12 protein-coding genes are annotated in these 12,972 nt (G+C 48.7%); 1 reads left to right on the forward strand and 11 read right to left on the reverse strand.

All coding sequences use genetic code 11. The features are described 5' to 3' along the window. Window positions 1-426: 426 nt before the first annotated feature. From folD to ilvB, 5 genes are all read right to left on the reverse strand, one after another. Window positions 427-1,287 carry a bifunctional methylenetetrahydrofolate dehydrogenase/methenyltetrahydrofolate cyclohydrolase FolD gene (gene folD, locus R6242_RS17135; RefSeq protein ID WP_318429107.1) on the reverse strand — a complete coding sequence of 287 codons (861 nt, stop codon included), beginning with the start codon at window positions 1,285-1,287 and terminating at the stop codon, window positions 427-429. A 154-nt stretch (window positions 1,288-1,441) separates the two neighbouring features. After that, a complete protein-coding gene (locus R6242_RS17140; RefSeq protein ID WP_318429109.1) occupies window positions 1,442-1,987 on the reverse strand; it encodes a GNAT family N-acetyltransferase in 546 nt (181 codons plus the stop codon). 59 nt (window positions 1,988-2,046) lie between these two features. Beyond that, complete coding sequence (gene ilvC, locus R6242_RS17145; RefSeq protein ID WP_318429111.1) at window positions 2,047-3,063, reverse strand: ketol-acid reductoisomerase; 1,017 nt, start codon at window positions 3,061-3,063, stop codon at window positions 2,047-2,049. 54 nt (window positions 3,064-3,117) lie between these two features. Then, window positions 3,118-3,609, reverse strand: coding sequence for an acetolactate synthase small subunit (gene ilvN / locus R6242_RS17150; protein ID WP_130106462.1), 492 nt, complete (start codon window positions 3,607-3,609; stop codon window positions 3,118-3,120). Between the two features lie 21 nt (window positions 3,610-3,630). Next, window positions 3,631-5,397 (reverse strand): biosynthetic-type acetolactate synthase large subunit, encoded by a 1,767-nt coding sequence (ilvB, locus tag R6242_RS17155; RefSeq protein WP_318429115.1) that lies wholly within the window; start codon window positions 5,395-5,397, stop codon window positions 3,631-3,633. 479 nt (window positions 5,398-5,876) lie between these two features. Here ilvB and R6242_RS17160 point away from each other — a divergent pair, with 479 nt between their 5' ends. Further along, a complete protein-coding gene (locus R6242_RS17160; RefSeq protein WP_318429117.1) occupies window positions 5,877-6,407 on the forward strand; it encodes an RDD family protein in 531 nt (176 codons plus the stop codon). Between the two features lie 60 nt (window positions 6,408-6,467). On the opposite strand, the gene lnt is transcribed toward R6242_RS17160, so the two are convergent. The 6 genes from lnt to R6242_RS17190 form a co-directional block, all read right to left on the reverse strand. After that, entirely contained in the window at window positions 6,468-7,952 is a 1,485-nt protein-coding gene (gene lnt / locus R6242_RS17165) for an apolipoprotein N-acyltransferase (RefSeq protein ID WP_318429120.1), read from the reverse strand. Between the two features lie 227 nt (window positions 7,953-8,179). Further along, on the reverse strand, window positions 8,180-9,046 hold the full coding sequence (locus R6242_RS17170; RefSeq protein WP_293930882.1) for an HlyC/CorC family transporter: 867 nt from the start codon (window positions 9,044-9,046) through the stop codon (window positions 8,180-8,182). A gap of 143 nt (window positions 9,047-9,189) precedes the next feature. Then, window positions 9,190-9,666, reverse strand: a complete 477-nt coding sequence (gene ybeY / locus R6242_RS17175) for an rRNA maturation RNase YbeY (protein ID WP_318429124.1) — start codon at window positions 9,664-9,666, stop codon at window positions 9,190-9,192. A gap of 121 nt (window positions 9,667-9,787) precedes the next feature. Further along, window positions 9,788-10,594: a hypothetical protein gene (locus R6242_RS17180; RefSeq protein WP_318429126.1), complete on the reverse strand. Its 807-nt coding sequence runs from the start codon at window positions 10,592-10,594 to the stop codon at window positions 9,788-9,790. 556 nt (window positions 10,595-11,150) lie between these two features. After that, complete coding sequence (locus tag R6242_RS17185; protein ID WP_318429129.1) at window positions 11,151-12,122, reverse strand: PhoH family protein; 972 nt, start codon at window positions 12,120-12,122, stop codon at window positions 11,151-11,153. A gap of 177 nt (window positions 12,123-12,299) precedes the next feature. Further along, a complete protein-coding gene (locus tag R6242_RS17190; protein WP_318429132.1) occupies window positions 12,300-12,917 on the reverse strand; it encodes a UPF0149 family protein in 618 nt (205 codons plus the stop codon). Window positions 12,918-12,972: the final 55 nt, after the last annotated feature.

Genomic DNA, 12,972 nt, shown 5'->3' on the forward strand with positions numbered 1-12,972 from the left:
CATTTCCATGGTGATCACCTTTTATCCTCTGCTCAAGAGTTAAGCAGAATAAGTAAAGCACCTGGGTCAATTTTGGATCGGCAGAACTAGCTGTAGTGGGTCAGTTTTCGGTCGGCGTCAACATTTGATAGTTTAAAGAAATTAATTCCAAGTAATCGTCAGGCGTTAATCGCTTGGTCAATTCTTGTTCAGAATAAACCCATTGTTCGAATGCTACGGCTTCGATTTTTTTTGACATCAACTTGTAGATGGTCAGCGTAAATTCATTCAATGCTCGAGGCCTTATAGTAATAATGCCTTGTGAGGTATTTATTGCACATTAGCAGTCGGCTGGCTTGCACCACCTACAGCTATTATTGTCTCCCAAAGGCCTATTTCCAATCATTATGCTGATTAGTAGCTTTATAAGCAAAGCTGCAAATTAGCTTATTTACTCAGCAATCCACTCACCGCCTTCTCTGCGGAATCAATGGTTTGATAAATCAGGGTATTGATTGTCATTGGCCCTACGCCACCGGGAACGGGGCTATACGCGGCAACACGGTTAATCAGCGGCGCTAATTCAATATCGCCAATACCGCCAGCGTGATAACCCGCATCGATCACGACCGCGCCGTCTTTTATCCAGTCGGCTTTAATAAACTCAGGCTTACCCACTGCTCCGACAATAATATCGGCTTGTTTAATGAGTTCGGCTAAGTTTTGGGTGTGTGAGTGGCAAATGGTCACGGTGCAATTGGCGTTTAACAGCATCATGGCCATGGGTTTGCCAAGGATGGCACTGCGCCCGATCACCACGGCATGCTTGCCAGCTAGCTCAATATTGTAAGCCGCTAGCAAACGCATAATCCCTTTGGGCGTGGCGCTGCCGTGAGCTTCTTCGCCCATGCTGATACGGCCAAAGCTGAGGCAGCTTACGCCGTCTACGTCTTTTGCTACATCAATAGCGTTAAAGCACTGGTGTTCATCAATATGTGCAGGTACTGGGTGTTGTAATAAAATGCCGTGAATATTGGGATTGTTATTTAAGTCGTGAATTTGGAGGAGCAATTCTGATGTTGTAGTGGAGGTGGCTAACTCAATTTTGAGCGATTCCATTCCTACACGTAAGCAGGCATTGCCTTTCATTCTGACGTAGGTGGCAGAGGATGGATCATCGCCCACTAAGATGGTGGCCAAAATTGGGAGCTGTCCACCAGAGGCAGCTTTGATGGAGGCGACGCGGAGAGATAATTCTTGTTCATTTTTTGCAGCAAGGGCTTTACCGTCTAATACTAATGCAGGCATTTAAGGCTCCAGCGTAGATAAAAAGCTGACCCTATCCACTTTGTGGGGTGGGTAAGGGGCGGATTATATCTGGCTATACACATGGCAGCGCCGCTAAATAAAAAAGGCATTCAGCGTGTCGTTTAAATGCTATTAGTTCGAGGAAGCGTGCGTATCATCTAGAAAGGGAAAGCCATTCCTCCCTTAAAATCCCTGTGCAAATTTTATCCTCCAGCTTGCCCCATTTAATCGCGTGCTGCCGCAAAATACCTTCCTGCTTAAGGCCAATTTTCTCCATCACTCTTCCAGATGCTGGATTTCTAGCGAGGTATTCGGCATGGATGCGTTTTAGTTTTAGCTCGGTAAAGCCAAACGCCAAGATTGCATGGCCTGCCTCGCTGGCGTAGCCATTACCCCAGAAAGGTTTGCCTATCCAGTAGCCAAGCTCAGCTCGGTGCTCGTACAAGATATCAAGCAAGCTGATTGCACCTAGTAAGGTTCCATCTTCTTTGCGGCGTATGGCGAGGGCTAGCGTTTGTTGCACTAGCCACAGGTTGGCGGTGCTGGCGATCCAGCTTTCTGCTGCGCCATCGGGGTAGGGGTGGGGAATGGTGGCGGTGGTATCGGCAATGGCAAAGTCACCAGCGAGCCTTTGCACTGCTGGTGCATCGTCAAAGTTAAAGTGGTTGAGGATAAGGCGAGGAGTTTCAAGTGTGGGCATTTTTTCTCCAAAAAAAGCCAGCTCGAAAGCTGGCTTTTTGTATTTATAATCAAGGCCAATTAGTTCTTAGTTTGATCTACGATTTTATTCGCTTGAATCCAAGGCATCATAGCGCGCAGTTTGTTACCCACTACTTCAATGCCGTGTGCTGCGTTGTTGCGGCGGTATGCGGTCATGGATGGGTAGTTGGTTGCGCCTTCAACGATGAATTTCTTTGCGTATTCGCCGTTTTGAATGTCTTTCAGTGCTTGGCGCATTGCTTTGCGGGATTCTTCGTTGATGACCTTAGGGCCAGTCACGTATTCGCCGTATTCGGCGTTGTTTGAGATCGAGTAGTTCATATTGGCGATGCCGCCTTCGAACATTAGATCAACGATCAGTTTTAGCTCGTGCAGGCATTCGAAGTAGGCCATTTCTGGCTCGTAGCCGGCTTCAACCAGTGTTTCGAAGCCCATTTTAACCAGCTCAACCGCGCCGCCGCATAATACGGCTTGCTCACCGAATAAATCGGTTTCGGTTTCGTCTTTAAATGTGGTTTCGATAATACCAGTGCGGCCGCCGCCCACGCCGGAAGCGTAAGACATAGCGATTTCACGCGCTTTGCCCGATGCATCTTGGTAGATGGCGATCAAATCAGGAACGCCGCCGCCACGTACAAATTCTGAACGTACAGTGTGGCCAGGTGCTTTAGGCGCGATCATGATCACGTCGAGGTCTTTACGTGGCACAACTTGGTTGTAATGAATGGCAAAGCCGTGAGCAAATGCCAGCGTTGCGCCTTGCTTGATGTTTGGCTCGATTTCGTCTTTATATAATTTTGACTGGAATTCATCCGGAGTCAGAATCATCACTACATCGGCAGAGGCAACCGCAGTGGCCACATCGGTCACTTTTAGGCCGTGTGCTTCTGCTTTAGCGACGGTGGCCGAGCCTTTACGCAGGCCAACTACAACATCCACGCCAGATTCTTTTAAGTTACAAGCGTGGGCATGGCCTTGCGAGCCGTAACCGATGATGGCTACTTTTTTGGATTTGATGATGGAGATGTCACAGTCTTTATCGTAAAAAACGTTCATGGCTGAATTCCTGATTAGTGTTTAGATTTGTCTATTCTGCGCGCTTTGCGCGCATCAAATTTTTAAAATACGCTCGCCGCGACCGATGCCAGAGGCGCCGGTGCGTACGGTTTCCAGAATGGCGGCTGGATCAAGTGCCTTGATAAAAGCATCCAGCTTTTCGCCTGTTCCGGTCAGCTCTACGGTATAGGCTTTTTCGGTAACATCGATAATGCGGCCACGGAAAATATCCGCCATCCGCTTCATTTCGTCCCTTTCCTTGCCGGTTGCTCGCACTTTTATCAACATCAGTTCACGCTCGATGTGATCAGCCTCGTTCAGGTCGATCACTTTCACCACTTCTACCAGCTTGTTGAGCTGTTTGGTGATTTGTTCGATAACGTCTTCAGAGCCATGGGTGACGATGGTCATCCGGCTCATCGTGGTGTCTTCAGTGGTTTGCACTGTTAACGAGTCGATGTTGTAGCCACGTGCTGAAAACAAACCGGTGACACGGGATAGTGCACCCGCTTCGTTTTCGATCAGTACTGAAAGTATATGTCGCATTTCCATCTCCATAGAGCGCTCTCAGCACAGATTGCCGTAATCACGGTTGTTTTCAAATGGCACCAGCTGCATATCACTCATATGCGGCGGTAGATCCATCTGGCTCAGGCCTTTCCCATTCTGAATCATCGGGAAGACGTTGACTTCACGGTCAGTAATAAAGTCCATAAACACTAGGCGATCTTTTAGCTTATCGCTAAAGGCTTCGCGCAGGGCGGGCTCTACATCGGACGGCTTTTCAATCTTCATGCCTACATGGCCATAGGCTTCAGCTAGTTTTACAAAATCAGGCAGCGCATCCATGTAAGACTCAGAATAGCGATTGCCGTAAAAGAACTGCTGCCATTGGCGAACCATGCCCAGATAGCGATTATTCAAATTGATAATCTTGGTCGGAATATGGTACTGCTTACAGGTAGAAAGCTCCTGGATGTTCATCTGGATCGAGCCTTCGCCGGTGATGCAAGCAACGATGGCATCTGGATTCGCCAGTTGAGCGCCCATAGCAGCAGGCAGACCAAAGCCCATTGTGCCAAGACCACCCGAGTTAATCCACTGACGTGGGCGCTTAAATGGATAGTATTGGGCGGCAAACATTTGATGCTGGCCTACGTCCGAAGTAATGATGGCGTCGCCACCGGTGACTTCCCATAGTTTTTGCACTACAAATTGCGGCTTGATGACTAGATCAGATTGCTCGTACCAAAGGCTTTGCGGCTTGCGCCATTCTTCGATCTGCTTCCACCAAGCGGCCAAAGTATCGGCCTGAGGCTTGATGCCGGTTTCTTTCAGAATGGCAATCAGATCGATCAAGACATGTTTTACATCGCCAACGATAGGCACATCCACTTTTACGCGCTTGGCGATCGATGACGGGTCGATGTCGATATGCACAATCTTTTTGGCTTGCGATAAAAAGTGTTCAGGGGACGAAATAACGCGGTCGTCAAAACGCGCGCCAATCGCAATGATCACATCGCTGTACTGCATGGCCATATTGGCTTCGTAGGTGCCGTGCATGCCCAGCATGCCCACAAAGTGCGGGTCTGTGCCATCCAGCGCACCCAAGCCCATCAGGGTATTGGTGCAAGGCAGATTGAGTAGCTTAACTAGCTCAGTTACCTCGGCGCTGGCATTGCTTAAGATAGCCCCACCACCCACATACAGAAACGGGCGTTTTGCTTCACCAAGTAACTGTGCCGCTTTCTTAATCTGGCCAGGATGCCCTTTGGTAGGCGGGCTATAGCTGCGAATCGCTACCGATGCTGGGTAGTTAAACTCCGTTTTGTTGGCCGCAATATCCTTAGGCACATCGATAACCACGGGACCTGGGCGGCCAGTGGTGGCAAGGTGAAAGGCTTTTTTAATAGTAGGGGCCAGATCACGAATGTCTTTTACCAAGAAATTGTGTTTTACGATTGGGCGTGAGCAGCCAACCATATCTACTTCTTGGAAAGCATCTAGGCCAATGGCATCGGTTGCCACTTGGCCGGAAAACACCACCATAGGAATCGAATCCATATAGGCGGTGGCAATCCCAGTAATGGCATTGGTGGCACCAGGGCCGGATGTAACCAGCGCTACGCCCACCTTTTTGCTAGAGCGGGAGTAAGCGTCAGCAGCATGCACAGCCGCCTGCTCATGCCGCACCAGCACATGCTTAAAATAATCTTGCTTAAAAATAGCATCGTAAATAGATAAAACAGCGCCGCCAGGGTAGCCGAAAATGAATTCGACGCCTTCTTCCTGTAAGCAGCGCGTGATGATCTCTGCGCCCGAAATTTCCATGGGTATTCCCTAGGTCAGAACGATAGGTAAACAGCTGGGGCCAAATTGGCTTCGCCCAACTATTTGCAAATGATTTACCGGGTCTTCCGCCGTTTCAAACAGGTTTGTGACCTGTATTTGACGACCAGTGTGTGTTCGCTGGCGGAGACCTTTCGGCGCAGGCTAACTATGTAGAGTGCCGCCTGCATTCTTGGCTGGATATTGCACTAGAAAGTTACCGCACTGCGGTATAAATGGCAAGTTCTTCTGGTTATTAACTTATTGACTTTGTTAATATCGCAGTCTTGTGTTTCTGTGCTTTTCTAACGGCGATTAAGCAGCGTTTTATTGTTTTATTCCCGCCGTAAGATTTTTGGCGCATTTTATTTATAGTACAAAAGTTAAATATTGTTTTGGTGTAAGTTTGTGATGTTTTTAATACATGTTTAAGGGCTGGGGCTTAGCCGCACTTGGCTGATATTTATTAACAAGGATAGTGTGTGAAGATAAAGACTGGGCCAGCAGGCTGGTGGCGACGGATGTTTGCTTTTTTATACGAGTTGCTGCTGCTGATTGCCGTGGTATTGCTCGCTGAAGGCTTGTTCCAAGGCGTGTTTCAGCTAATCACTAAGCTGCCGGTTACCGCAATGAGCGATGATTTAATTGTGCGTGCGCTTAATTTTGTGTGGATTATGGGCGTCGCGTTTACCTACTTTGCGTGGTGCTGGCGTGGCGGGCAAACCCTAGCAATGCGAACTTGGCGAATTTGCTTGGTTAAGGCGGATGGCAAGCCTTTAGGTTGGCGTGAAGTAGCATTGCGCTTTGCCGTGGTTGCCATGTGTATGCTGCCTTGTGCGCCATTTTGGATTTTGGCTAGGCATCATGCCGATTTACGCATTGTGGCATGGCTGCTCACGGCTTTATTCTTCCTGCCCTTTCTTTGGGCATTATTCGATCGTGAACGCCGATTCTTGCACGATAGATTGGCAGGTACACAACTATTAATTGCCCCGCCTCGGTCAGATGTATAGAGCTGAAAGTCTAATTTCTTGTAGGGTGGGCAAAGGTGTTTTACCTTGCCTACCTCATATTTATTTGTCGCTACGTCTTTTCCAGCATCCCAGCCCAAGCAATACGGCGCACAAAGCCATCAGCAGTGGCGTATCGCCGAACCAAGCGTAGGGCGGCATGCCGCTACGGTTTTGAGCGGTGCCTTCCAAAATACCTGCAACTCGTTCTGGTAATACCGCTTTAAATCGGCCTTTTTCATCAATGATGGCCGTTACGCCGGTATTGGTAGAGCGCAGCATATAGCGGCCGGTTTCTAAGGCGCGGGTTTGGCTCATTTGTGTCTGCTGTGCTGCTGCCCAAGAGCCATCAAACCATGCCAGATTAGATAGATTAACCAGCATGGTGGCTTCAGGCAGAGCATTGATAATTTCTCGGCCAAACACGTCTTCGTAGCAAATATTGGCGGCAATCTGGCCGGATGCCAGCGCAAACGGTGCTTGTTTTACCGCGCCACGGCTAAAGCCCGATAGCGGCATATCCATAAAGCTGTAAATCCAATTAAACAGCCACGGTAGCGGAATAAACTCGCCAAAAGGTACCAGATGCTGCTTTTTGTAAAGAGGGAGCTTAGGATCGGACATCACGGTGACGGCGTTGTAATACTCTGCTTCGTGTGTACCTAAAATGGGGACGCCGAGGATTAAATCGGCTTTGCGCGGGGCAACAGCATCACGCAGCATCTGTGGATACCAATCAGGTACATCGCTGATAAATGAGGGGATGGCTGTTTCTGGTAAAATTACTAACTGCCCACGTGCCTTGCTGGTGAGTTCTAGATAAGTTTTGAGGCTGTCTAGATAAAAGGCATTATCCCATTTAATATTTTGCGCAATATTGCCCTGCACCAAGCTGACCCTAACCGGCGCGCCTACCTTAGTTGTCCACTCAATCTGATTTAAACCCCAGCCCGCTCCCCATATACTGGCAACGATGCCCCAGCCCGCCAACCACTTAGGTTTACTAACAATGATAGCCATGCTCAAGCAGAGCAGCCAGCCGATCAAATAAACGCCACCGATGGGGGCAAAGCCCGCGAGTGGTGTCATTGGGCTTTGTGAATAGCCTACGCTGGCCCAAGGAAAACCCGTAAAAAGCCAGCCACGCAGCCATTCGGTCAGAATAAATACGCTGGGCAGCAGTAATATCCGCAGCGCTGCTGGGCAAGGCAGCTTCAGCGTTAGCCAGCCAGCTAAAGCAGGAAACAGCGCCATATACGCCGCCAGCACTAAAATTCCCCCAGCAGCCATCGCTGCAGGCATGCCGCCAAAGGTATTTAGGCTGATAAATATCCAGTGGATATTGGCAAGAAAAAAACCAAGACCAAAGCTAAACCCGCGCCCAGCGGCTATTTGGGGCGTTGCGGATTGTTGTATGGCAAAGGTCAGTGCGGCGAGGGATAGCCACATCAGCGGGAATAAATACAGCGGTGCAAAAGAAAATACGCTGACCGCGCCAAACAGGGCCAGCAGGAAGTGCACGAGCAGGGGTTTAAATCTAGAAATCATTAACCACGGCCCATGACCGCTCCTGTGTGAGGTGTTGATAAACCCAAGTCTTGAACCACGTTGACCACAGATAATGGGTGTTCACAGAGAAAAAACGGGTAAATAGAGGGAAATGAGAGCAAATTGTTGCTATTGCCATCATGTCTTTCACCCCTAATATTTTCTCCGTGGCCCTCTGTGTTCTCCTTTTCTCCGTGGTGCAGGACCTAGGTTTTTATTTAAAATGACTATGTTTCTGTTGCTGTATCGGCTAGTTTTTCTATCAGTACCGAATAAATCCGGCGGCTGTCGGCACGCAGGATTTGGAAGCGGTAACCTTCAAATGCCACGATTTCACCGCGCTTGGGCAGGTGGCCAAAGTGCTGGGTAATCAGGCCGGCTACCGTATCAAACTCCTGATCAGAAAACTTGGAGCCCAAGGCTTCATTTAAGTCATCGATCTCGGTAATGCCCTTCACCCGCCAGTGCCCACGCCGATCAGGAATAATATTGTCTTCGGCTTCGTCGTAATCGAATTCGTCTTCGATATCGCCAACAATTTGCTCCATTACATCCTCAATGGTCACCAAGCCCGCCACGCCGCCGTATTCATCCACCACAATCGCCATATGGTTACGATTATTACGGAAGTCTTTAAGCAGCACATTCAGGCGTTTAGATTCGGGGATATACACCGCTGGGCGCAGCATATCGCGCACGTCAAATTCCTCATCGCTGGCGTAATAACGCAGCAAGTCTTTAGCCAGCAACACGCCTAAGACCTTGTCTTTGCTGCCATCCACCACAGGAAAGCGCGAGTGAGCGGTTTCAATCACATAGGGAATAAATTTGGCGGGGGCATCATTGATATCGATGATGTCCATTTGGCTGCGCGGCACCATCACATCGCGCACCTGCATATCGCCGACATTTAACACACCTTCGATCATGCCCAGCGCATCGGCATCGAGCAGTTGGCGTTCAAATGCTGAGTGGAGAATTTCTACGAGCTGACCACGATCTTCTGGCTCTCGTAATAGGAAATGGGTCAAACGTTCAAGCCATGATGACTTGGGGGTGTTCGTTTTCGGTGATACCGAGGGGTAATCATCCATTATGGCGTAAAGATCCAATGATAAAGAAGAACGAATGATACCGGAAGATCGTGCTTTTTGGGTTACAGCGGCATTGGTGATAGTGGGGATGATGGAATTTTGGTGAATTGGCAACATCAGCCCCCATACAAATTAGGCGAATGTTATTTTTCTGCCGCGTAAGGATCGCTAATGCCTAGTGTTGCCAGTAGCTTGGTTTCAAGCGTTTCCATGGTTTCTGCCTCATCTTCTTCAAGGTGATCATAGCCTTGCAAATGCAGTACGCCGTGGATAGTGAGGTGGGCGTAGTGATCGATTAGGCTGATGTTTTGCTCCAGCGCTTCTTTTGCGACTACCTGCGCACAGAACACAATATCGCCCATGAGTGGCAGGCTGGGGATGCTCGGCATATCCTCATCGTCGTCAAAAGTAAAAGTCAGCACATTAGTGGCGTAGTCTTTGCCACGGTAATCACGGTTTAGCTGCTGGCCTTCCTCGGTATCCACAATTCTAAAAGTGATTTCTGCCGTGGCAACCTCAGGCAGGAGTGCGGCCTCCGCCCAGATTTGAAACTGCGCCGTGCTGGGTAGGCCGGTGGCGGTGCTTTCTATTTGATGGCAGATTTCTAAACGTTGCTTCATAAGTGATCTTTGTAAATGTTGTCGCTTAAAAATTTGGCGATACTGGTTTGATGTAGATTGCGATACAACTGCGTAAATTGGTTGGTTCTAGTGCCAGCGACTTCAGATCAGCCTGTGTGAATTAACGCTCGGCACAACTGATGTACAACGCTTCTGGCCCCTTGCCTGCAAAACCTTCCGTCGATAACTCACCATTTGTGCGTAAGCGTGCCACGCCAGCATTTCTTTGCTGTTTGGATTTTTTAACCGCGGCGGTTAATGCCGCCTTGTCTGCGTCTACCAGCATGGCCAGAAAAGGCACTTCACTTTCAAACAAGATCGCGGATTGTACAGGCAAGCCCTGGAAGGTGTAGCCCGCTGCTACTTTTAGCTCTGTGCCAAAAACCTGATTCAGCGGCACATTGGCCATCTTTGCTAGCCAATTGGGAATCCCTGCGTTATTAAACTCCAGATTTTGGCAATTGAACGTTTTTGCCAGTTTGGGATTTACGGTTGGTTTGCTGCTGGCCGCAGGCTTGGATGCAGCGCTGGCGCCGCCAAACTGATAGAGACCATTGAACATCACATCGCCCCAATTGCCAGAACAACCATCAACCTGCATCAATAAGCCATCTTTGGCCGGGGTCAGGAGCATCTGGCAGTTACCTTCATTGAAAAGCCAGCCTTCACCCACTGCTTTGAGTTTGCCTTCGCCTGAACCTGAACGGTTGCTGGTTCCGGCTGATTTGCCTGCAACTTCCAGTGAAAACTGGCCATTTTCTGAAATGACTAAGGTGCGCTCAAACAGTTTGTTATTGGCATTGTACTGGCCTGCTTTAGGCAGTGACTGGTTGTCGGCCCAGGCAGGCAAACTCAGTGCCAAGCTGGCAAAAAGGGTGAGTGAAAGTTGGCGGGGGCTAGCATGCTGGTGCTGGTGGGGCGTTTGCATTAGAAATATTCTCCAAAGTTGGGCTTTAGTTTAAATATTCTTGAGCCCGCAATGATTCTTAACTCAAGCAGATTCCGAGAAAACGCTGTTTCGCTACGGATCAAAGTTTGCAAGGTCAGGGAAAGTTAATGTTGTCTTGATCGAATTGTATACAACTCACAAACTAACAAGCGACTTCAACCTTCTGTATTTAACTGCAAATCACCCCGTCATATTATTTGCTGCGCTTGGTATCATGCAAATTGTTGTAATTTCTGCTTAATTTTCGCTATTTCACCCAATATAACGCGTCATAAGGGGGGGCTTACGCTTTATCGTTTGGGTGTTTGTAGGCATTGAATTATCTGAGATCGTGCGCAACCCGAACACTTATTTAGCATTGCTCGCGGATTGCACCTCATCGGTGATAAGCAAAAAATAATAATATGAATCAGTTGGTTAATTCTTAATCTGATTATGCTTCTTGCTTGTTTTTGTCGTTTACCTGTGATGATCGATAAGGAATATAGGCTGTAGGGGCGCTGCTTGCTGCGCCTTAGCTGAGCAGGGCGCAGCTTTATTCTTTACGCTTTGCTGCTTCACGTTCTTGCGTTTTCTTTGCGTAGGCATTGACGATTTTTTGCACCAGCGGGTGACGAACTACGTCTTCGCTGGTGAAGTGGTGCAGGGCAATGCCATTGATCTCTTGCAGCACCTCTTGCGCATCATTTAGGCCGGATTTTTGATGCTTAGGTAAATCGATCTGGGTTGGGTCGCCCGTGATGACGGCTTTAGAGCCAAAGCCGATACGGGTTAGAAACATCATCATTTGTTCTGGTGAGCTGTTTTGCGCTTCGTCCAAAATAATAAAGCTGTTGTTGAGGGTTCTACCGCGCATAAAGGCCAGTGGGGCAATCTCTATAATGCCTTTTTCAAACAGCTTGGTGACTTTATCAAAGCCCATTAAATCGTAAAGTGCATCGTAAAGTGGGCGAAGATAGGGGTCGATTTTCTGTACTAAATCGCCTGGTAAAAAGCCGAGTTTTTCGCCTGCTTCTACGGCGGGGCGAACTAAGATCAAGCGTTTGACCAGATCGCGCTCTAAGGCATCCACGGCGCAAGCGACGGCCAGATAAGTTTTACCTGTGCCTGCTGGCCCAATGCCAAAGGTAATGTCATGATCCTGAATCGCTTTGATATAGCCCGTTTGGCGAGGCGTTCTGCCGCGTAAATCATGGCGCTTGGTGCGCAGCGGCGTGGTGTTTTCTTCGATATAGGCAGGGGCTATATTTTGCGTGAGTTCGATAATCGATAGCTGCAAATCATCCCGCTCTAGTGGCTCTTCGGCCATCGCATAAAAATGCTCTAGTAGGCTGATGCCCTGCTGCAAGTTTTTGGCGCTGCCGCTTACCCGAAACTGCTCATTTCGCCGCACGATGGTGATATCCAGCGCGGTTTCAATTTGTTTGAGATTTTCGTCGAGTGAGCCGCAGAGATTGTTTAAGCGGCGGTTATCAACAGGCGTGAAGTGGATAATTTGGCTATTCAAAAGCGAGCTCTTTTCAAATAATCGAGAAGTAAAACCCAAATCTTGAGCCACGGAGGGCACAGAGAACACAGAGTTACACGGGGAAAGACCAAAGAAAAATGAATTATCATTGTTTTGCCTCTGTGCTACTCCGTGTTCTCCTTTCCTCCGTGTTTTAAGATTTGGGTTTGTTGTTATTTAATGCTTGAGGTTTGGCACGCCACGGCGATCGATCCAGAAGTCGCGGATTTCTGGGATGATATCGACCAAGGACGCGGCAACTTCGTGTTCGAATTCGGCCATGTCTTGCCCATCTTTTTCTAGATCGGCACGGCCTTCGTCGTCGGCACAAACCAAAATCGGGTAGACAAGCTGGGCGTATTCTTCATCGTCCATCATTTCTTGCCAGGCCTCTGGGTTCATCGATGTTGCCAGCGTAAAGCCGTAGCACCATTGCTGCGAGATATCCTGGCCGCTTTCTTCATCTACATAAACAATCGGGCTAAAGGCGTTTTCGGCATCGGCCAGCTCGTCCATCAGCTGGTTGTATAGGCGCAGAATCAAGCCTTCGATTTTTTCTTGTTCTGCAACGGATGCAAATTTAGGACGCTCGCCGTTTTCGCCCCAGACTTGGGAAAACCACTTGTCTGCGGGGATTTCTTCTGGGCCAACGAGTTGTGCCGTCAGGAAACCATGCAACATGGATAAATCCATTGCTTGTTCTGGGGCCGCATCAGATTCTAAAAAATCGGCCAGCAGGTCGAGGTCGTCGTCGCTTAGAACGGCAAAAAGTTCAGCATCTTTTGGCGATAGCATGTGTTTTCCTTGGGTAATGCGCAAAGGGAATAGCTTGATGGGCTATATCCTACTG

It is taken from the genome of Iodobacter sp. CM08, from assembly GCF_033446605.1.
Classification (GTDB): domain Bacteria; phylum Pseudomonadota; class Gammaproteobacteria; order Burkholderiales; family Chitinibacteraceae; genus Iodobacter.

What these genes read in the sequence shown, in the direction of transcription:
- folD (WP_318429107.1), bottom strand. Translation starts at nt 1,287, where the DNA reads ATGCCTGCATTAGTATTAGACGGTAAAGCCCTTGCTGCAAAAAATGAA.
- R6242_RS17140 (WP_318429109.1), bottom strand. Translation starts at nt 1,987, where the DNA reads ATGCCCACACTTGAAACTCCTCGCCTTATCCTCAACCACTTTAACTTT.
- ilvC (WP_318429111.1), bottom strand. Translation starts at nt 3,063, where the DNA reads ATGAACGTTTTTTACGATAAAGACTGTGACATCTCCATCATCAAATCC.
- ilvN (WP_130106462.1), bottom strand. Translation starts at nt 3,609, where the DNA reads ATGCGACATATACTTTCAGTACTGATCGAAAACGAAGCGGGTGCACTA.
- ilvB (WP_318429115.1), bottom strand. Translation starts at nt 5,397, where the DNA reads ATGGAAATTTCGGGCGCAGAGATCATCACGCGCTGCTTACAGGAAGAA.
- lnt (WP_318429120.1), bottom strand. Translation starts at nt 7,952, where the DNA reads ATGATTTCTAGATTTAAACCCCTGCTCGTGCACTTCCTGCTGGCCCTG.
- R6242_RS17170 (WP_293930882.1), bottom strand. Translation starts at nt 9,046, where the DNA reads ATGGATGATTACCCCTCGGTATCACCGAAAACGAACACCCCCAAGTCA.
- ybeY (WP_318429124.1), bottom strand. Translation starts at nt 9,666, where the DNA reads ATGAAGCAACGTTTAGAAATCTGCCATCAAATAGAAAGCACCGCCACC.
- R6242_RS17180 (WP_318429126.1), bottom strand. Translation starts at nt 10,594, where the DNA reads ATGCAAACGCCCCACCAGCACCAGCATGCTAGCCCCCGCCAACTTTCA.
- R6242_RS17190 (WP_318429132.1), bottom strand. Translation starts at nt 12,917, where the DNA reads ATGCTATCGCCAAAAGATGCTGAACTTTTTGCCGTTCTAAGCGACGAC.